Annotated in this window: 11 protein-coding genes, 2 tRNA genes, 3 rRNA genes and 2 pseudogenes; 5 read left to right on the top strand and 13 right to left on the bottom strand. The window is 42.6% G+C overall.

Annotated elements, in window-relative coordinates; translation table 11 throughout:
- Positions 1 to 13 precede the first annotated feature (13 nt).
- From AC4CU3_RS09245 to AC4CU3_RS09195, 11 genes and pseudogenes are all read right to left on the bottom strand, one after another.
- Positions 14 to 2,665: a hypothetical protein gene (locus AC4CU3_RS09245; protein ID WP_490738139.1), complete on the bottom strand. Its 2,652-nt coding sequence runs from the start codon at positions 2,663 to 2,665 to the stop codon at positions 14 to 16.
- 323 nt (positions 2,666 to 2,988) lie between these two features.
- Positions 2,989 to 3,132 (bottom strand): methionine/alanine import family NSS transporter small subunit, encoded by a 144-nt coding sequence (locus tag AC4CU3_RS09240; RefSeq protein ID WP_081313279.1) that lies wholly within the window; start codon positions 3,130 to 3,132, stop codon positions 2,989 to 2,991.
- Between the two features lie 10 nt (positions 3,133 to 3,142).
- Positions 3,143 to 4,621: a sodium-dependent transporter gene (locus tag AC4CU3_RS09235; RefSeq protein ID WP_395001111.1), complete on the bottom strand. Its 1,479-nt coding sequence runs from the start codon at positions 4,619 to 4,621 to the stop codon at positions 3,143 to 3,145.
- Positions 4,622 to 5,585: 964 nt separating this feature from the next.
- Positions 5,586 to 6,144 (bottom strand): annotated as a pseudogene (locus tag AC4CU3_RS09230) (DUF4256 domain-containing protein).
- Positions 6,145 to 6,288: 144 nt separating this feature from the next.
- A complete protein-coding gene (locus AC4CU3_RS09225) occupies positions 6,289 to 7,647 on the bottom strand; it encodes an MFS transporter (protein WP_078425160.1) in 1,359 nt (452 codons plus the stop codon).
- A gap of 367 nt (positions 7,648 to 8,014) precedes the next feature.
- Positions 8,015 to 8,129 (bottom strand): 5S ribosomal RNA (gene rrf / locus AC4CU3_RS09220).
- 170 nt (positions 8,130 to 8,299) lie between these two features.
- A 23S ribosomal RNA gene (locus AC4CU3_RS09215) occupies positions 8,300 to 11,193 on the bottom strand.
- 395 nt (positions 11,194 to 11,588) lie between these two features.
- A tRNA-Ala gene (locus tag AC4CU3_RS09210) sits at positions 11,589 to 11,664 on the bottom strand.
- A gap of 68 nt (positions 11,665 to 11,732) precedes the next feature.
- Positions 11,733 to 11,809, bottom strand: a tRNA-Ile gene (locus AC4CU3_RS09205).
- 61 nt (positions 11,810 to 11,870) lie between these two features.
- A 16S ribosomal RNA gene (locus AC4CU3_RS09200) occupies positions 11,871 to 13,408 on the bottom strand.
- Together the 16S, 23S and 5S rRNA genes with 2 tRNA genes alongside form the textbook arrangement of a ribosomal RNA operon.
- Positions 13,409 to 13,835: 427 nt before the next feature.
- Entirely contained in the window at positions 13,836 to 14,405 is a 570-nt protein-coding gene (locus AC4CU3_RS09195) for a peptidylprolyl isomerase (RefSeq protein WP_004697389.1), read from the bottom strand.
- A gap of 96 nt (positions 14,406 to 14,501) precedes the next feature.
- Here AC4CU3_RS09195 and AC4CU3_RS09190 point away from each other — a divergent pair, with 96 nt between their 5' ends.
- Positions 14,502 to 15,170, top strand: coding sequence for an acetoacetate decarboxylase family protein (locus AC4CU3_RS09190; RefSeq protein WP_201952974.1), 669 nt, complete (start codon positions 14,502 to 14,504; stop codon positions 15,168 to 15,170).
- Positions 15,171 to 15,217: 47 nt separating this feature from the next.
- Here the strand turns inward: AC4CU3_RS09190 and AC4CU3_RS09185 are convergent, their stop codons facing one another.
- Positions 15,218 to 16,291 (bottom strand): alpha/beta hydrolase, encoded by a 1,074-nt coding sequence (locus AC4CU3_RS09185; protein WP_279746225.1) that lies wholly within the window; start codon positions 16,289 to 16,291, stop codon positions 15,218 to 15,220.
- Between the two features lie 199 nt (positions 16,292 to 16,490).
- On the opposite strand from AC4CU3_RS09185, the gene AC4CU3_RS09180 reads away from it, so the two are divergent.
- Positions 16,491 to 17,039: a hypothetical protein gene (locus AC4CU3_RS09180; protein ID WP_201952979.1), complete on the top strand. Its 549-nt coding sequence runs from the start codon at positions 16,491 to 16,493 to the stop codon at positions 17,037 to 17,039.
- Between the two features lie 136 nt (positions 17,040 to 17,175).
- On the opposite strand, the gene AC4CU3_RS09175 is transcribed toward AC4CU3_RS09180, so the two are convergent.
- Positions 17,176 to 17,403: a hypothetical protein gene (locus AC4CU3_RS09175; RefSeq protein WP_201952980.1), complete on the bottom strand. Its 228-nt coding sequence runs from the start codon at positions 17,401 to 17,403 to the stop codon at positions 17,176 to 17,178.
- A 922-nt stretch (positions 17,404 to 18,325) separates the two neighbouring features.
- On the opposite strand from AC4CU3_RS09175, the gene grpE reads away from it, so the two are divergent.
- From grpE to blaOXA, 3 genes and pseudogenes are all read left to right on the top strand, one after another.
- Entirely contained in the window at positions 18,326 to 18,874 is a 549-nt protein-coding gene (gene grpE, locus AC4CU3_RS09170; protein WP_490738138.1) for a nucleotide exchange factor GrpE, read from the top strand.
- A gap of 119 nt (positions 18,875 to 18,993) precedes the next feature.
- Positions 18,994 to 20,934 (top strand): molecular chaperone DnaK, encoded by a 1,941-nt coding sequence (dnaK, locus tag AC4CU3_RS09165; RefSeq protein WP_125275024.1) that lies wholly within the window; start codon positions 18,994 to 18,996, stop codon positions 20,932 to 20,934.
- 114 nt (positions 20,935 to 21,048) lie between these two features.
- A pseudogene (gene blaOXA / locus AC4CU3_RS09160) lies at positions 21,049 to 21,873 on the top strand (OXA-211 family carbapenem-hydrolyzing class D beta-lactamase).
- Positions 21,874 to 21,912: the final 39 nt, after the last annotated feature.

Below are 21,912 nucleotides of genomic sequence, written 5' to 3'. Positions count from 1 at the left end.
TCCGAGCCTACTCTTAAGGGTTAACACGAATAACAAAGTAGAAATTGGCTTCTTGGCTTGGATCTAAACTACTCACCAAAGCAGAAACTTTGTCACCAGAAGATAAATTTGTACCTGACGGAACAATGACAGGCGTTCCTACTAGGCTGGTATAAGCTGGAACAACATCATTAAACTGCACATTCTTCACCACTGAACCACCATCATTTTTAAGTGTCAGCTTATACACCACACATTGATTTGGCTTGACTGAAACCAACTGGGTGGAATAGCTCAAAGATGCTAAATTAGTAGTGGTACAACTACTATTCGCTGCTTGTGTTTTAACTAACTGTAAATGCCCCGTTGCAACCGTGGTCACATCTGTATTTTTTAAGTTATCTAAATGAATGCCATTAAAATCAGAAACTTCAACCACGATATCCGCCTGGCTCACCACACCTTCTGTTGCAGAAGGGGCCGCCTGAACTTTAAGTAAAAGTTGAATATCAGCCTGCGCCAATAAGCCCGCACTACCCAAAAGCTGATTTAAACTGGTTGTTGCGCTAATAATTTGGTCTGCACTATCAATCTGACCATTTTTATTTGCATCATAATAAAGGGTATAAACAAAGCCATCATTTCTAAGTGGTACAACTTTCAAATTCACTTGAGAACCTGCATTTGCACCTTCTGCAATATTGCCCAAATTCTTTAAAGTATGCGCATAGACAATCGTGCCACCCACACTTACCTGACCTTGCTGATCATTGGTCAGGGTGAGTAAGCGTGCGACATTACTTTCAATTTGGTTCTTAATCGAGTCCGCTTGTTGATTAACTGGTGATTGAATCGCAAACCAAATCGGCGCTGTAAAATTCTGTTGGCTTACGTCAACATCAATCACTGCACAATATGCCTTGCTTGCTCCTGCACCTAAGGTTCCCGTATTGGTAATTTGCTTACCCACCGTTTGACAGCTGGCATCACCTTCATAAAATTTGACGCTAAAACCTGCTTTAGTGGTAGGCATAATATTGGCGACATCAATCGCGCTAAAGGATGCATACAAATTATAGTTATTGGCTTGGGTTGAATTATTCTTTGCCACCAAAGGAAAAACCGCTTTACCCGAAGTAACTTTAACCGTACGTAAGGGTTGACCGGCGTTATCCACGATCCCCACGCCTAAACCAGATTGGTCTGCATTATATAAATCGCTACTGCTGGATGCAGCAATTAAAGCTGTAATTTGGTTACGAATCGGGTCAGAGACTGCACTTGAAGCAATGGATGTCGCAACCACATCAATATTGATAGTGTTGCCACTGCTGGTACAGCCTGTAGAGGCTGATACCCCAACCTGAATTTGTTTTACCGCCGCATTTGAAATCGAGCCTGTATCGACTTTACCGTCACCATTGGTATCCGTAAGTAAAGTTTTTCCATCCTGCGTGTAAAAATTAACTGTGGCACAGCTAGGTAGATTGTTATTGTTTGAGCTATAACTTAAATTATAAGTATCTGTGGTATTGCCGATGTTCCAAACATAGTTATTAAAGAAAACTTCTTGCCCTGGTTTCAAACTGGCTTGAACCACTAGGTTATCGGGACTGCTATTCGGGTTACCAAGGTTCGTTGCTGAACTGGATTTATTATTTAAAACCACCCCATAGACAGCAGCCAAGTTGTAAATGACTGTATTGGAGAAACTGCTCAGTTTTACCGTGGTACTATCTGTATCGTATTGTACAAAACCTGCCGTGTTTGGAATTTTATTGGTCGCACCTTGTTTCACTTTGGCTTTAAAAGCCAGTGTGCCTGATGTGAGCGGTGCAACAGCCGTAATACTGGCTTCTAGACTCTTCCCATCAGGTTTAAGTTGATAGGAAATTCCCGTATTGGCAGATCCTTCTGTATCATTTGCATCGGTGAGTGCTGTGCTATTCTGATTCCAAACTGCCGACCCAGATACGTATTCTAAAGAATCATCCAACACATCTTGCAGCACGACACGACGTGTTGCTGTCCCTGTATTTCGATAGGTCAAAGTATAGGTAATCAAATCACCAATATTGCCTTCACTTGTACTTTGCGCTTTAACGAGAGAAATCACAGCATCATCGACAACGCGAATCGTATCTGTGACTTGTGCAGAAAGTGTCGTATTTTGCTGGCTCACAGCTTTGAGGTCTAAACTACTGAGCTGATTAAAAGAAACATTGGTCGGGATACTACCCACAATCACAACTGCTAAAGATTGACCCGCATTGAGCTCAATTGAACCTACCAATAAGTCTTCAGTATTATCTGGTAAACCATTTTGATCGCGGTCTGCATAGACCTTCACATTACTTAAATCAAAATTATCCGTGCTACTTTGTACTAGGCCCAATGTATATCGATCAGCCGTATTACCTGTATTGGTTAACACATGTGGCAGATTCACAGCCCCACCGACCACACCATATTGGTTTTGATTTTGTACTAAAGTCAGTGAGTACGTTTTTTGCACTTCCAATGCCACGGGATTGGAATTGACCAATAAAACATTCCCCATCTCATCGGTATAGTCCCCAGATGCAACGTTAGAAATATAGCTTCCCGGTTGTGGAAATGCATGTGCTTCTAATGAAAAAAAAAATAAAAACGACAGAGCAGAAAATTTCTTTTTGTTAATTTTCATATGAATTAGCCAGCAAAAGTACAAACTGTGTCACAATTCTATACTATTTTGTATCATAGTTGTTATTGTGATTGCATATTTATTAGATAAAATTTGTACAGGATATTTTTTATGCTTTCTGGTCATTTAAATTCTTATTTATTTCAAGCCAAATTGTCGTGAACACTAAGCTCCAAATCAACTCATCAAAAAAAGGCTTATCGAAACTGTTGATGACACTAACTCATACACTCTCATAGAAAAAATAACGCCCAATGAAGTTCATCGAGCGTTTTTTAATAAGTAGATACCTATTTCAGGGCTACTAAACTTTAAATCAAGTATTACAACGTATGCTGGTCTTTCACTTCTTCAAGAACCTCATCGAGTTCTTCAGGGTTTTTCATCAAGTGGAGAATAGACAACACAAGTCCCCCCCATAAAAACACCATTGAAATGATCATCATCACGATTGCTGAAGTATTCATTTATGCTCTCCTAGCGATCTTTCATTTTGCTGAGTATGATTGCAACGACAGCACAGAAAATCACGCTGCCCCATCCAAATACGCCCTGTAGACTCATGCTATAACTATCGTAACCGTTTTTCAGTAAGTTAAATACGGTCATGCTCAATGTCGTTAACAAGATCAATGACGTGATGACAGTTAAAGTAAATGCCCACCCCTTACCGAGTTGAATGGTAGAAATACGGTTCACGTGATCACGAAGCTCAATCAATGCAGAACGCTTAAACCACGCCACACTGATAATCGACAATAATGCACCACCGATAATCCCGATGTTATTGATAAAGTGATCCACGATATCTACCAGTTTAATCGCATTCACACTGGAGAATAAGATCACTGAAACCAGTGCACTACCACCACCAATAATGGTCACTGCTTTTTTACGGCTCCACTTTAACTTATCCTGCATCGCTGCAATTGGCACTTCCAAGATACTGACCATGGAAGAAATACCGGCAACAAATAATGATGAGAAGAACAATAGACCGAATAAATCAGCACCTGCTCCAAGACTTGAAATGATTTTCGGGAAAGCAATAAAGGCCAAACCGATACCACCACTCACCACATCTTGAACTTCTTTGCCTGCGGCATGCGCCATAAAGCCCAATGCAGCAAAAATACCAATACCCGCCAAAATTTCAGTTGAAGCATTGGCAAAACCAACGATCAGCCCCGAACCAGTCAAGTTGGTCTTTGGCTTTAAGTAAGATGCATAAGTCACCATGATCCCAAAACCCACGGAAAGCGAGAAGAAGGTATGACCATATGCCGCCAACCACACTTTATAGTCCATCATCGCAGACCAGTTCGGTGTAAAGAATGCATTTAAGCCTTCTGCTGCACCAGGTAAACGAAGTGATTGCACTACTAAAATGGTGAATAAAACGAATAATAAAGGCATGAAAATCTTATTCGATAATTCAACACCTTTTTTAACCCCACCAAACAGAATAATTAAGGTCAGTGCCCAAATTCCCACGATTGGCCAGAATAAATGGCTTACAAACTGAAAATCGAAACCTGTTGCTTTCGAAGTTTGTAAGTAGGTATTAAAGAAGAAACTTTCAGGGTCACTGCCCCAGGCCTGACCAATCGAGAAGTAAACATAGCTTCCCGCCCACGTCAGTACGCTGGCATAGTACAAACCAATGATGATACACACACAGACTTGCCACCAACCCAGCGTTTCACCGCCTTTAAACAAAGCCCGATAGGCTTTAGGTGGTGACCCCGAACTACGGTGTCCCGTTGCATAATCTAAAAATAACAGAGGTAAACCAGCGGTAATTAACGCCAATAAATAAGGAATAAGAAAGGCACCGCCACCATTTTCATAAGCAACATAAGGGAAACGCCAAATATTACCTAAACCTACAGCCGAACCTACAGCTGCAATAATAAAACCAGATCGTGATGTCCAGTTTTCACGAGTTCCTGACATAAAACACCTAAACCTAGGTCCCTTTTAATTGCTTTTTATTTGGTTATCTCGCAACAAAAAAGAACCATTTAATATTAATCTTGAGTGTTTGATTTAGCTTCGACCTTTTGGGTACAAGGTTCTAAATGACAAACAGAGGAGTTTTCACAAAACCTTGGTTAAAGTGTGTCGATTAAACTTCCCTTTTATATGGTTCAACAATACTCACTTTTATAAAAATATTCTGTAATTTCTGCTTCAAATATTCCATTTTTATAATGTGTGCTGATTCAACCGTTCAATTAATCAGCTTATTTATTGTACAAAATTAGTTATAAATCAACAAACTTTTTGGAATGATTTATTGCACCTATTTTCCTGCACAGAATTTGAAGATCGGGCATCGATGCTCAACCTACTGAAAAAATCAATGCAAAGAACACTAAAGCGATCAACTCCTTGCACAAAAACATTACTTTTCACATTTTTATTCAAATATTCACCCCATCAAGGAACATTGGCCATATTTCTGATGAACATCACATGCATGAATACGGCTTTTTAATATTATTCTGTACTTACAGCGCAGTCGAATTTACAAATTCGATAGACCAGTGATGCAATATATTTAGAAGAGAAACCATCACAGCCAGGCATTACGTAGGGCATCATCAGTTTCACTAGATCAATCCAGCATTAATCAGGCTATTTAAACGATGCCGATTTAAAGCACTAAGCAAAAATATATAAGCTATTCACTGTTGTCAGCTTAGACTTACAAATAGCGTGGTTAAAATGCTGTATGAACAACAGCCACCGCCCTGTATATTTAAATCATCAGGAAACAGGACGTTTCCCAAACTTAAAATAACAATAATCAGTTTGAGCATCAGGATGTGAGATATGACAGGAGTTGTATCTAAGCACTGAAATACAAAGACACCTCGACAGGATGTCGGGGTTTCTTTTTATCTATATTCCACTGTTAAAGCTGAATATAAGTCCGAAATCCTCGATTCGCATAATATGAAGCAGCGCCATTATGATAGGTAAACGTACGACCATAGCGCTGATCACAAAAGATCGCCCCGCCTTGCTGACGTAATTCAGCTGGAGTTTCAACCCAACTGGATGTTTTCAAATCAAAATTAAAGATCTGTTGTAAAAGATAATACTGTGGCTCAGTCATTAAGCTTAAGCCATAAGCCTGTATCCAATCGAGCACTGTATTTTCAGAGGGATGATCCTTGCGACTCAATAGTGCCTCTCGGTCATAACACATGCTCCGTCGCCCTTTTGGGGACTCAATTGAACAATCAAAAAAATACACATTGTGTATTCGGTAAAGCCACGACATCGGGCTCACCACCACTTATTTCCATTTGTTGTAACGCATATAGTTTTTCAGGAGACTGCAAAAGTTGTTCTCGGACAAATGCCCAACTAATTTGCATATGACGTTCAGTGTACTGCTGAAAACGCTGTTCTAGGATGTTGAATAAACGTTCACTTTGCTCAGGTTCGAGTTTTTTCTGCTGCTTAATCATTGTTATTGTACTGCCCTATTTAAAGCTGCCTTTAGCATAGCACTCTCCTTCAAACACGATCAAATACCATCCAACGGTACATCTATTTTGAAAAAAATAAAGGCCCTCACAACGAGAGCCTTTTATTTATTTAAGATTTAACTAAGAAGATGCTTTGATTGAACTTGAAACTTTCACCTGAGTTTTAACTGCTTCTTCAGCACTATTTAAACGGATAAAAGAAACTGCTATCGCAGCAAGTACCGCAGGAATTGCCACAGCAATAAAATTCAACTTATGTGGTAATTCCATGCCCAACAATACACCAATGACAATTGGACCCACGATTGCACCCACACGGCCAATTCCTGATGCCCAACCCAACCCAGTTGAACGAACAGCCAATGGATAATATTGCGCCACATAGCTATATAGTAAAATACTACAACCGATTGAAGCAGCTCCTGCAAGTGCAACCAATAAATAAATTACAGGTTGTGGTGAATTAAAGCCTAAACCCACCAATGCAAATGCCCCGACAGTCAACATGCTAATAATGACAGGTTTCAAGTGGAAACGATCCGCAAGCACACCACCACCAGCAGTGCCAATCACCGCACCAATGTTCAAGGAAAGGAGGAACATTAAACTGCTGCCCATCGAATAACCCGCAGCCATCATCAGTTTTGGTAACCAGCTTCCTAGGGCATAAACCATCAATAAGCACATGAAGAAGCAGCACCAAAATAAAACTGTACCCATACCACGGCCATTTTTAAACAAGGCAGCGACAGATGCATCAGGGACTTTCGCTTCGTTCAGCACTAGAACAGTATCTGAAGTTACAGTCTCTTCAGGTACCAGACGTTGAATAATGCTGCGTGCCTTTTCTGTTTGCTGGTCTTTCACTAAAAAAGTGACTGATTCAGGTAAGAATTTCCATAAAATTGGAATAAATAGTAATGGAATACCAGCAATGAAAAACATGATCTTCCAGCCGAAGGTCGGTGTAAACGCAACACCTAGCAGTGCTGCCATAATCCCGCCCATCGCATAGCCACTAAACATCGCGGTCACCAAGGTGCTACGAAACTTCTGCGGCGCATATTCCGAAGTTAAAGCGACCAAGTTCGGTAATACACCACCAATTCCAAGACCCGCAATAAAGCGTAAAATACCAAATTCAGTCGGGTTTGATGCGAAGCCACCCGCAAAAGTGAATCCACTGAACAACGTAACACAGATAATAATGACTTTTTTACGGCCAATTTTATCAGCCAGCATTCCAAATAACATTGCACCAAACATCATGCCTGCTAAGGCAGTACTGGCTAACATTCCCGCTTGAACGGCCGTCATGCCCCACTCTTTCATTAAAAGCGGTAAAGCCACACCGTTAATTGCTAAATCATAACCGTCAAACAAGACGACGAATAAGCACCACAAAACAACCGTTAAATGAAAAGGCTTAAACTTAGCCTGATCGATTACAGCATTTACATTCATTCTTGTCGCTGTCATTTTTCCCTCACCTCCAATTGTGAGCTTTATTATAAAAAATGAATTAAAATTCACTTTTACATAAAATGAATCATAATTCAGTTTTTGTCTATAAATAAAACGATTGAAACGGCTTTTTTTGAAAAAATTAGACTAAAGTTGTATGAAAATGACGAAAAATAATTTGCACTACATCAAATTATTTGATAAATGGTAGATGTTTCACATAATTTTCATTTATATAAATGTATTTTTGTATAATTTAGCGTGTATTCTCCGCTCTAATTCTCTTCTTACCCACTTAATAATTCTTTATTTAAATTATTGAATATATGTTGCATAAAAAAATCCCCCTCAGCGATTAGCGGAGGGGGATTTAGAATTAATGAGCTGGCGATGACTTACTCTCACATGGATAACTCCACACTACCATCAGCGCTAAGAGGTTTCACTTCTGAGTTCGGGAAGGGATCAGGTGGTTCACTCTTGCTATTGTCGCCAGCACAACTGTTTATGACTATTCGTTGGGTCTTATTTACACATTGTGTATGCCTAACTTTCATCAAATGAGTTATTAACAGGTATATTTGAGTTGGATATTGTATCTAGCTTTATAACTAAATCAAGTTGTTTGCAGTGATTTGAACCACAACACCAACTGTTTGGGTGTTGTATAGTCAAGCCTCACGAGCAATTAGTATTGGTCAGCTTCACATATCACTATGCTTCCACATCCAACCTATCAACGTCGTAGTCTTCAACGGCTCTTTAGAGGACATAAAGTCCTAGGGAAATCTTATCTTGAGGTAGGCTTCCCGCTTAGATGCTTTCAGCGGTTATCCCTTCCGAACATAGCTACCCGGCGATGCGACTGGCGTCACAACCGGTACACCAGAGGTTCGTCCACTCTGGTCCTCTCGTACTAGGAGCAGATCCTCTCAAATTTCCAACGCCCACGGTAGATAGGGACCGAACTGTCTCACGACGTTCTAAACCCAGCTCGCGTACCTCTTTAAATGGCGAACAGCCATACCCTTGGGACCTGCTTCAGCCCCAGGATGAGATGAGCCGACATCGAGGTGCCAAACACCGCCGTCGATATGAACTCTTGGGCGGTATCAGCCTGTTATCCCCAGAGTACCTTTTATCCGTTGAGCGATGGCCCTTCCATACAGAACCACCGGATCACTAAGACCTACTTTCGTACCTGCTCGACTTGTGGGTCTCGCAGTTAAGCGCGCTTTTGCCTTTATACTCTACGCGTGATTTCCGACCACGCTGAGCGCACCTTCGTACTCCTCCGTTACTCTTTAGGAGGAGACCGCCCCAGTCAAACTACCCACCAGACATGGTCCTCGTCCCGGATAACGGGACAGAGTTAGAACCTCAATATTACCAGGGTGGTATTTCAAGATTGGCTCCACCGAAACTAGCGTCTCGGTTTCAAAGCCTCCCACCTATCCTACACAAGTAAGATCAAAGTTCAATGTCAAGCTGCAGTAAAGGTTCACGGGGTCTTTCCGTCTAGCCGCGGGTACACCGCATCTTCACGGCGAATTCGATTTCACTGAGTCTCTGCTGGAGACAGCGCCCCCATCATTATGCCATTCGTGCAGGTCGGAACTTACCCGACAAGGAATTTCGCTACCTTAGGACCGTTATAGTTACGGCCGCCGTTTACTGGGGCTTCGATCAAGAGCTTCGCTTACGCTAACCCCATCAATTAACCTTCCAGCACCGGGCAGGCATCACACCCTATACGTCCACTTTCGTGTTTGCAGAGTGCTATGTTTTTAATAAACAGTTGCAGGGGCCTGGTTTCTGTGGCTGCCAATAGCTCAAGGAGTAAATCCTATCACCGTCGGCAGCGTACCTTCTCCCGAAGTTACGGTACCATTTTGCCTAGTTCCTTCAGCAGAGTTCTCTCAAGCGCTTTGGTCTACTCGACCTGACCACCTGTGTCGGTTTCGGGTACGATTCCTATGTAACTGAAGCTTAGAGACTTTTCCTGGAAGCATGGTATCAGCCACTTCACTGTACAAGTACAGCTTGCTATCAGTTCTCAGCATACAGTACCCCGGATTTGCCTAAGATACATGCCTACAACCTTCCACCTGGACAACCAACGCCAGGCTGACTTAACCTTCTCCGTCCTCTCATCGCATTACATAGAAGTATTGGAATATTAACCAATTTCCCATCGACTACGCCTCTCGGCCTCGCCTTAGGGGTCGACTCACCCAGCCCCGATTAACGTTGGACTGGAACCCTTGGTCTTTCAGCGTGCGAGTTTTTCACTCGCATTGTCGTTACTCACGTCAGCATTCGCACTTCTGATACCTCCAGCATACTTCTCAATACACCTTCATCGGCTTACAGAACGCTCCCCTACCACTTGCAATAAATTGCAAATCCGCAGCTTCGGCATATAGTTTTAGCCCCGTTACATCTTCCGCGCAGGCCGACTCGACTAGTGAGCTATTACGCTTTCTTTAAAGGGTGGCTGCTTCTAAGCCAACCTCCTAGCTGTCTATGCCTTCCCACATCGTTTCCCACTTAACTATAATTTTGGGGCCTTAGCTGGCGGTCTGGATTGTTTTCCTCTTGACTACGGACGTTAGCACCCGCAGTCTGTCTCCCGGATAGTACTCATTGGTATTCGGAGTTTGCATCGGTTTGGTAAGTCGGGATGACCCCCTAGCCGAAACAGTGCTCTACCCCCAATGGTATTCGTCCGAGGCGCTACCTAAATAGCTTTCGGGGAGAACCAGCTATCACCGAGTTTGATTAGCCTTTCACCCCTATCCACAAGTCATCCCCTGGCTTTTCAACGACAGTGGGTTCGGTCCTCCAGTTAGTGTTACCCAACCTTCAACCTGCTCATGGATAGATCACCCGGTTTCGGGTCTACACCCAGCAACTAAACGCCCTATTAAGACTCGATTTCTCTACGGCTCCCCTATGCGGTTAACCTCGCTACTGAATGTAAGTCGCTGACCCATTATACAAAAGGTACGCAGTCACCGAACAAGTCGGCTCCCACTGCTTGTATGCATGCGGTTTCAGGATCTATTTCACTCCCCTCACAGGGGTTCTTTTCGCCTTTCCCTCACGGTACTGGTTCACTATCGGTCAGTCAGGAGTATTTAGCCTTGGAGGATGGTCCCCCCATATTCAGACAAGGTTTCACGTGCCCCGCCCTACTCGACATCATCATATCAGCCCTTTCGTGTACAGGACTATCACCCACTATGGTTGCACTTCCCAGAGCATTCCACTAAAACTGATATGACTTAATGGGCTTTTCCCCGTTCGCTCGCCGCTACTGAGGGAATCTCAATTGATTTCTTTTCCTAAGGGTACTGAGATGTTTCACTTCCCCTCGTTCGCCTCGTATGACTATGTATTCATCATACGATACCTGCCTTATGACAGGTGGGTTTCCCCATTCAGAAATCTCCGGATCACAGGATATTTGCCGCCTCCCCGGAGCTTATCGCAGGCTATTACGTCTTTCATCGCCTCTGACTGCCAAGGCATCCACCACATGCACTTAATTACTTGACTATACAACCCCAAACAGTCGTTAATCCCTACAAGTAGGATTAAGACAGTCTATGATGATTTCTCATCACTTCCTTACAGTTTGTTGCTCTGTGTACTTAAACACTGTACAGCTTCAATTCAATTCACATACCAAAACGCTTGATTCAGTTAATTTCGCTAGTAACTCATTTCTTCAACCTTCATCAATCAGTAATAAATCACTGTTAATGTCGATCTTAAAAACGAGTATGAACAAATTATTTCAACTCAAATATATTCTGTTAATGATTTTTCCAGCCTTCGTCAGGTCAGGAAACTGTGATAAATCACAGAAGTTAATAAAATGCAAACTAATGTCTACTTCTTACTAATTTCTATAATCTAACTACTTAGCTTATATATTGATGAACAATATATGGTGGAGACTAGGAGAGTCGAACTCCTGACCTCCTGCGTGCAAAGCAGGCGCTCTACCAACTAAGCTAAGTCCCCAGCTTATCAATAAGTCAATGTCTCTGTTTTTCTGTATTCAGCATTTAACAATGCTTGTTAGTCAGATTTGGTGGGTCTGACAAGACTTGAACTTGTGACCCCACGCTTATCAAGCGTGTGCTCTAACCAACTGAGCTACAGACCCTCAGATACATCGTCATGAAGAACAACTTGTTGTGGATTCTTACCAATCGTCAATCTTTCGTTAAGGAGGTGATCCAGCCGCAGGTTCCCCTACGGCTACCTTGTTACGACTTCACCCCAGTCATCGGCCACACCGTGGTAAGCGTCCTCCTTGCGGTTAGACTACCTACTTCTGGTGCAACAAATTCCCATGGTGTGACGGGCGGTGTGTACAAGGCCCGGGAACGTATTCACCGCGGCATTCTGATCCGCGATTACTAGCGATTCCGACTTCATGGAGTCGAGTTGCAGACTCCAATCCGGACTACGATCGGCTTTTTGAGATTAGCATCCTATCGCTAGGTAGCAACCCTTTGTACCGACCATTGTAGCACGTGTGTAGCCCTGGTCGTAAGGGCCATGATGACTTGACGTCGTCCCCGCCTTCCTCCAGTTTGTCACTGGCAGTATCCTTAAAGTTCCCGGCTTAACCCGCTGGCAAATAAGGAAAAGGGTTGCGCTCGTTGCGGGACTTAACCCAACATCTCACGACACGAGCTGACGACAGCCATGCAGCACCTGTATGTAAGTTCCCGAAGGCACCAATCCATCTCTGGAAAGTTCTTACTATGTCAAGACCAGGTAAGGTTCTTCGCGTTGCATCGAATTAAACCACATGCTCCACCGCTTGTGCGGGCCCCCGTCAATTCATTTGAGTTTTAGTCTTGCGACCGTACTCCCCAGGCGGTCTACTTATCGCGTTAGCTGCGCCACTAAAGCCTCAAAGGCCCCAACGGCTAGTAGACATCGTTTACGGCATGGACTACCAGGGTATCTAATCCTGTTTGCTCCCCATGCTTTCGTACCTCAGCGTCAGTATTAGGCCAGATGGCTGCCTTCGCCATCGGTATTCCTCCAGATCTCTACGCATTTCACCGCTACACCTGGAATTCTACCATCCTCTCCCATACTCTAGCTTCCCAGTATCGAATGCAATTCCTAAGTTAAGCTCAGGGATTTCACATCCGACTTAAGAAGCCGCCTACGCACGCTTTACGCCCAGTAAATCCGATTAACGCTCGCACCCTCTGTATTACCGCGGCTGCTGGCACAGAGTTAGCCGGTGCTTATTCTGCGAGTAACGTCCACTATCCTAGAGTATTAATCTAAGTAGCCTCCTCCTCGCTTAAAGTGCTTTACAACCAAAAGGCCTTCTTCACACACGCGGCATGGCTGGATCAGGCTTTCGCCCATTGTCCAATATTCCCCACTGCTGCCTCCCGTAGGAGTCTGGGCCGTGTCTCAGTCCCAGTGTGGCGGATCATCCTCTCAGACCCGCTACAGATCGTCGCCTTGGTAGGCCTTTACCCCACCAACTAGCTAATCTGACTTAGGCTCATCTATTAGCGCAAGGTCCGAAGATCCCCTGCTTTCCCCCGTAGGGCGTATGCGGTATTAGCATTCCTTTCGGAATGTTGTCCCCCACTAATAGGCAGATTCCTAAGCATTACTCACCCGTCCGCCGCTAGGTTAGGTAGCAAGCTACCCTTCCCCGCTCGACTTGCATGTGTTAAGCCTGCCGCCAGCGTTCAATCTGAGCCATGATCAAACTCTTCAGTTAAAAATCATTAGTAGCTTATGGCTACAAATCTTGGCTCATCAATTTTCTGACAAATATTTCTCAAATAAACTTCGAGTAATTTTTACCATCAATCAATGAAATATTTTCGATCGATCAATCAGTAAAAATCCACACAAGTTGTTCTTCATAATCTCTTAATGATCTTTCTAACACCTCGTCAGTGCTAGAAGCTGGACTCAATATACTTAACAACTCAGCACTTCGTGCTTCGTTCGTTTCCGTCTATCTCGTCGGTATGGGGTGCATTCTAGACCATTACGAAATCTTTGCAAGTGCTTTTAACTGGTTGTTTTATCGGGTGTTGTATTTTTACGCACTAAAAAGGTTCAAAAATATACAACCACGCACTTAACCCAATAATTTTAAAGCAGAAATATAGATTTAATATTTCTGCTCTCTTTTTTCATTACTTTTGCACTGCTGCTGCTTTAATATTCACACTGAGAATTTTAATAGGTTGTTTTGGTACATCTTGATGTGGCCCTGCACGTCCTGTCGGTACTTTAGTAATCTTATCCACCACATCCATACCTTTAGTGACCTGACCAAAAACCGCATAACCTGCGTTATTGGTACTTCTATCTAGAAAGTTATTATCCACCACATTAATAAAAAACTGACTGGTTGCAGAATGCGGTAGGTTGGTTCGTGCCATCGCCAAAGTGCCACGTTTATTCGATAGACCATTACTTGATTCATTTTGAATGGCTGGTCGTGTTGGTTTTTCTATCAGGTCAGCAGTCATGCCCCCACCTTGCACCATAAAACCCGGAATGACGCGATGAAAGATCGTGCCGTTATAAAACTTAGCTTTCGTATAGTCTTCAAAGTTTTTTGCTGAGATTGGTGCTTTATCATTAAACAGTTCAATTTCGATGTTGCCCATTGATGTTTTCATTTCAACAATCGTGTTATTTGCCATGACCGCCATACTCATACATGTAGCCGCCACTGCAACTAAACTCTTCTTTAACATTTCGTTACTCACAGCATTCAGATGTTATTAGATTTCGGTATATTAATCGTTCAGTATAAATAAAACACTACTTCTTCTAAGAAAACGAGAATAACGATGAATGAAGCTTTAGCCCTGTCTCAATTGAGTCAATTTCCACCTTGGCATTTACAAGGTGAAGCCTTTATTTTGAATTATTGGATCAGTCCGCAATTTATCCGACAATATAAAGCGTTTCGTATCGCGCCTTCCCCGATTGGTCGTGTGGTTCAAATCATGTTGGTTCGTTATCATCAATCCCCTGTTGGACCTTATGATGAACTGCTTTTGCTTGACCATCCTTTACTGAGCAAACGGCGTTTAAGCTCGATTCCTAAAATTTATGTGTCTACACAGATTTCAGTTGAACATGGTCAACAACTTTGGGGAATTCCGAAAGAGTTCGCTCAGTTTGATTGGCATACGCAGAATGAAACTACACAATGCCAGCTTAAGACTCAAAACCAAACCTTGTGTTTAACACTCACCCAATGTAAAAAAGCACGTCCGTTTTATATTAATAGTCATCACATTCCACGTTCCATGCTCAAAATACAGCAAGCGTGGCAAGGTCAACGTTATGAGTTTTCTCCACAGTTTCGCGCGAAGCTAATGAAACTGAAAAAATTTGAATGGCAAAACCATACCACCCTCTTTCCAGACTTTAGCCAAGCCAAAGCTCTACAAAGTTTTTATGTCCCGAGCTTTCAGCTCGTTTTTCCAGAAGCCAAAATCCGCTCTAAATAAAAAAGGAATGTTCCACGTGAAACATTCTTTTGAAAATTCATGCTTTTTTATTTGGCATTCTTATCCCAAAATTTTCTAAAATTCTTTGCCATTTCTATGGTGATTTTTTTTGCCCGACGAGAAATTATGGTGAAGTTCACAAATCCATGGGGTTGATCTAGATAATTCTGATAATAAACCTTATTGCCCTGCTGCTTTAATTTGATGGCATAAATTTCACCTTCATCATGCAATAAATCATGACCTGCGGTGATGACAAAAGCGGGTGCGACACTTTTTAATACGCCATAGGTTGGCGAAACAATAGGATCATCCAGAGCTACCTGATGTTGTTCAGCATACAACGACGTCACTCTATCGACATCTTGCCCCGTTAAGGTCAGTCCATCTTTATAAGCAAAGAACGATGGATGGCGACTTTTGAAATCGACCACAGGGTAAATTAACAGTTGTGCACTTGGTGCATAAGCTTTTGCCGCAGTTCTCTGTGCCACCACGGCACTGATATTACCACCTGCACTATCGCCTGCCACCGCAATTCGGTTTTTCAAAATTTTGAACTGACGACGGTTTTGATACACCCAAGCCAAAGCATCTTCACAGGATTGAATCAATACATTCGGGCCAACTTCTGGCGCCAAAGGATAATCAATACTGAGCACCTGCACTTTGGCATGGATCGCCAGTAAGCGACAGACTTCATCATGACTGTCGAGACTGCCGACCACAAAGCCGCCGCCATGATAAAACACCAGCATCGGAAGTTTCTTATTCGGTGCAGGATGATAATGCCGTGCAAACACAGTTCCACTTTGTACAGGTAGACGTAAATCTTCCACTTGTTTTACCGCGCTGGGTTTCGCGGTCAACATTTGAATTTGATGATCAAACAATTTACGCGAACGATGGTAGTCTTCAAAAATAAAGCCCGATTTGCCTTGCTTATATTGAGCTGCCATTAAGCATTTAATAAAGGGGTCCAGTTGTTCAAACTGGTGAGGATAACCCAGCGCTTTAACCAAGCCTTCTTGTGCTACTGTCGGTAAGCGATCAATCACTCGGGCCGCACTGCCTTGGCCTTGTTCCACCCATTGTTGTAAAGTTTGATTCAACACGCCCATGTCAATAATATCCTTTTATCGTTCTTCATATTCTCTACATGATCAGCACTTACGTGACCATTCTCTTATATAAGTCTTCACATCAAGATACATAGCAATACGTCCTATACGCTAATCTTCTTTTAAGAGCTTGTCATTGACAATTTTTATGCCGATTTAGGAGTGTTTTGCTACTCCGTTTTTATGAAGGAGACCTGCCATGACTAAAAAAATAATATTCCTCTCACTCATCAGCACCTTGTTTGTTGGTTGTGTGGCTTTTCCTGAGGATGGCTATTATGACGGACGCTACGACCACCGCTATGATTATGATGATCGACGCTACGACCAGCATGATCGCTATGAACGTGAACGAGACCGCCAACGTTGGGAATACCAACAACGACAAAACCGCATCGAGCGTGAACGTCGCGAGGCAGACCGAAACCGCCAAAGACATGCTGAATGGGAACGCCAAAACCGCGAACAAGAACGGCAACGTATTGAGGCTGAGCGCAAACGGATCACCAATCAACGTCATCAAGACTGGCAACAGAAAAAGCGTGATCAAGAGCGATTAAACCAAGAACGCAAACGTTATGATGCTGAACGTCAGCAACGACAAAATGCCGAACGCCAACGTCGTGAGCAAGAGCGTCAACGTACTGAAGATCGACGCAAACAATCCAATAACGATCGCAAGCAACGTCCCGATGATCAACGCCGAGATCAAAACAAAGGTTGGGATAACTCACGTCAAGAACGATAAAATCGTCATCCTACATCAGACTGATGAAATAACACGGCTGAGCAGCTTTAGTGATTTACTCTTAAAAAAAAGACCTTCACGGCATCCTGTGAAGGTCTTTAACAAAGCGAGTGTAAGAGAAGTTCTCTTTTAAGCTTTATTGTTGTGTTGTCGCAGGTGTAGATTGGATGGGTTCAATCTGAGCCGCAGGATCTGCTTGAACCTCGACTCCAGCACTTCCCTCAACGGTTGCTGTTGCATCTGGTGCAGTAGTCACTTGAGCGGACTCAGGCGATGTACTGGTTTCATTTGAGCTACAGCCCACAATCGCAAATGCTGAACCTAAAAGCGCTAGAGACAATAATGCAGTTTTCTTATTTAACATTCTTCCATTTCCTTTTACGTCATACAAAATAGCAAAGCCAAACTTTGCCCTGCCTATCTTTGTCAAATCCGAAAACTTTTACACACGTGCTGAGTTGTAGTTTTTGCAGACTCGAGTACAACTTGTGCAATTTTTTATTAATTGCGCACAAATGCCGCCTTAGCACTACATCTCAACAGCAATGCAAGTTAATGTGCTGATTCTTCATTGTTTCTCTCTTCGATGAGCAGCACAAAAGGAAATCTATACTTGGCCCATCAACTCTTCAGCATTGCAGAACTCCTGTATGCTGATACACGATTAAATAATGTTATTTTTAAATTTGAAGCAAAAAAAAGCTTAACCCAAGGTGGATTAAGCTCGAAAAAGCATACAAAAATACAGAAACTACAGCCTTAAAAATCGAATTTTGAGCACAAAGCTCGAAGCATCCTGACAGCATTATACCTTTGCACTGAATAAAGTACTTTTGGGAGACGTACGATTCAAAAACCTAAATCTCTAAATTAGGAGGGTTTCCCCAAACTATCCAAATAGGTCGCAGTCACCATACTTTGCTCTCTCCACAAAGTATGATCACCGCTGATGAACTCATTATGTGGACAATCGAAAAATTAGTAAAACAGATAAATTTGATTAAAATAATTCAATGTAACGATTAGCCTTTTTCAACATAAAAAAACTAAAGCCAGATTGGAAATGGACCTTCGGACAGAATAAGCACCAAGAAAGCCTGATTTCAGCAATTTTTTACCAAAAATACATGAATTAATCACTGAAGCCGCTTGAATTTTTGGCTGTTGCCCCGACCTTTTGTAGTAATCCTGAATTCAATAACGCATGGCAGTTCAGATTAACCCAGTTAACACTGATGCCTGAAGGACTGTACATGTTTAAGAACCCATTTAAACGGAGTAAATCAATGGCGACTGAGCAAAATCAAGAAGCTCAAGATCTAGGGCAAGAGCAAGCGGATTCACAAACAGCGCAAACTCAAGCTGAAACGGAGCAAGCTGAAGTTTCAGTTGAAGATTTACAAGCCCAGATCACTAATCTGGAAGAAAGTTTAAAACTTGAAAAAGCCCGCACTGCAAATGCTGTATACGAAGCACAAAAAAGTGTAGAGCGTATTCAACGTGAATCAGAGAAGCATAAAGACACCGTTCTCGAAAAATTCGCAAAAGAGTTACTGGACTCAGTGGATAATTTAGAACGTGCCCTTAGCGCATCGGGTGAGGAAAAAACACCAATGTTTGAAGGTGTGGAACTGACGTTGAAATCGTTACTGACTGCACTGGAAAAATTTGGTGTGGTCGCAGTTGATACAGCAAATGGTTTCAATGCGGACTTGCATCAAGCAGTCGGGATTGATCCAAATGCGAAAGCCAACGAGATCGGAACGGTATTACAAAAAGGTTATACCTTAAATGGTCGTTTGCTTCGTCCAGCAATGGTCATGGTTGGCGCATAAACTCTATAAATTCGAGAGTTTGTAAAATTTTTTCTTGATTATCACTTGAAAAAAATTGAACGGCTCTCATATCGAATAACAAGCAAAAACATTGCAAAAATTTTTGAGGAATCATCCAAATGGCTAAAATCATTGGTATTGACTTAGGTACAACAAACTCTTGCGTCGCTGTACTTGAAGGCGACAAAGTTAAAGTGATCGACAACGCTGAAGGTGCACGTACAACACCATCGATTATTGCGTATAAAGATGGCGAAATCTTGGTGGGTCAGTCTGCAAAACGTCAAGCAGTGACTAACCCTAAAAACACATTATTCGCAATCAAACGCTTGATCGGTCGTAAGTATCAAGACCAAGCGGTTCAAAAGGACATCGGTCTTGTCCCTTACAAAATCATCAAAGCTGACAATGGTGATGCTTGGGTTGAAGTAAACGACAAGAAACTTGCACCACAACAAATCTCTGCTGAAATCTTGAAAAAGATGAAGAAAACTGCAGAAGATTACTTAGGTGAAACAGTAACTGAAGCTGTGATTACGGTTCCTGCTTACTTTAACGATGCACAGCGTCAAGCAACTAAAGATGCGGGTAAAATCGCAGGTTTAGAAGTTAAACGTATCATCAACGAACCAACGGCTGCTGCACTTGCGTTCGGTATGGACAAAAAAGAAGGCGACCGTAAAATCGCGGTTTATGACTTAGGTGGTGGTACTTTTGACGTATCTATCATTGAAATCGCAGACCTTGATGGCGACCAACAAATTGAAGTATTGTCGACTAACGGTGATACCTTCCTTGGCGGTGAAGACTTTGATAACGCGTTAATCGAGTTCTTGGTTGAAGAGTTCAAGAAAGAACAAAACTTCAACTTGAAACAAGATCCACTTGCATTACAACGTTTGAAAGAAGCAGCTGAAAAAGCAAAAATCGAGCTTTCTTCGTCAAATGCAACTGAAATTAACCTACCGTACATCACGGCGGATGCGACTGGTCCTAAACACTTAGTGATCAACGTAACGCGTGCGAAACTTGAAGGTTTAGTGGCTGATTTGGTTGAACGTACAATCGAGCCTTGCCGTATTGCACTTAAAGATGCAGGTCTTTCAACTTCTGAGATTTCTGATGTGATCTTGGTGGGTGGTCAGTCTCGTATGCCACTTGTACAACAAAAAGTACAAGAGTTCTTCGGTCGTGAACCACGTAAAGACGTGAACCCTGACGAAGCGGTAGCAATGGGTGCTGCGATTCAAGGTGCGGTATTGTCTGGTGACAAAACTGACGTACTTCTTCTTGACGTTACTCCGTTGACACTTGGTATCGAAACCATGGGCGGCGTGTTAACAGCAATTATTGAGAAAAACACCACGATTCCTGCGAAGAAATCTCAAGTGTTCTCAACTGCTGCGGACAACCAACCTGCTGTAGACATTTCTGTGTTCCAAGGTGAACGTAAAATGGCACAGCAAAACAAATTGTTGGGTAACTTCCAATTGGGCGACATTCCACCTGCTCCACGTGGTGTGCCACAAATTGAAGTATCGTTCGACATTAACGCTGACGGTATCTTAAAAGTATCGGCTAAAGATAAGAGCACTGGTAAAGAGCAATCAATCCAGATTAAAGCAAACTCAGGTTTGTCTGATGCTGAAATCGAAGCAATGATCAAAGATGCTGAAGCGAATGCTGAAGAAGACCGTAAGTTTGAAGAACTTGCGAAAGCACGTAACGAAGCGGATGCATTAGTGTCTTCTGCTCAAAAAGCAGTGAAAGATCTAGGCGAGCAAGTAACTGCTGACGAAAAAACTGCTGTTGAAACTGCAGTCGCTGAGCTTGAAACTTCGACTAAAGAAAATGATGTAGAAGACATCAAAGCGAAAACTGAAGCACTTCAAAACATCATCATGCCGATTACGCAACGCGCTTATGAAGCTGCGCAAGGTCAAGGCGGTGCTGAAGGGTTCGACCCGAATGCATTCGGTGGTGACGCTGGTCAACAACAAAAAGCGGACGATGGCGTTGTAGATGCTGAGTTCACTGAAGTAAAAGATGACAAAAAATAATTTGTCTCTTTAATAAAAAACCGCGCGAAAGCGCGGTTTTTTATTACCTCAATATTGTTGTTTCACATTCCACTTTTACCTTAGGCTGATAAAAAATTTAGATCTTAGCCACCCATGAAAACTATACAGTTGGGACTCATCGTCCTCATTACAACCTTCGGTTCCGCATGTACAACAATAAGCCCCTCCGTAGAAACAGCTAAAAACCAACAGCAACAAAGTGCGCAGCAGCAGATCCAACAGGGCTTCGATCAACTCCAAACCACTGGGGTGATTTTCATTAAGGATAAGTATGGCTTACACAGCTACGGCAATGACTTGAGCCGTGCTCAGACACCCTATGTACCCGCCTCTGCCTTTAAAATGCTGAATGCCTTAATCGGACTAGAACATGGTAAAGCAACCAGCACCGAGGTGTTTAAATGGGATGGTCAAAAGCGCAGCTTCCCTACTTAGGAAAAAGACATGACTTTAGGGCAAGCCATGCAAGCATCTACCGTTCCTGTTTATCAGAAGCTAGCACGGCGCATTGGCCTAGACCTAATACAAAAAGAAGTACAACGCATTGGATATGGCAATCAACAGATTGGCATCGTTGTCGATAATTTTTGGTTAGTCGGTCCACTGCAAATTACGCCTCTTCAAGAAGTCCTTTTTGTAGAGAAGCTGGCCAATACACAACTCGCTTTTAAGCCAGATGTGCAACATACAGTACAAGATATCCTACTGATTGAACAAAAACCGAATTATAAACTCTATGCAAAATCAGGTTAGTGCATGGACCTAGAACCGCAAGTGGGCTGGTGGACAGGCTGGGGCGAAACAGCAACAGGTGAAAAAGTGTATTTTGCTTTGAATATGCAAATGAAAACAGGGATTTCAGCCAGCGTGCGTGAGCAACTGATCAAACAAAATCTGACAGCACTGGGAATAATTTAAGCCCATAGAGAAGACGTATTTTTTATGTTGCAAAGGTAT

The sequence above is a fragment of the Acinetobacter sp. 802_lipA genome, from assembly GCF_058242885.1.
Note: the sequence above shows the minus strand (reverse complement) of the source record. Positions and strands in the feature narration are given on the sequence as shown.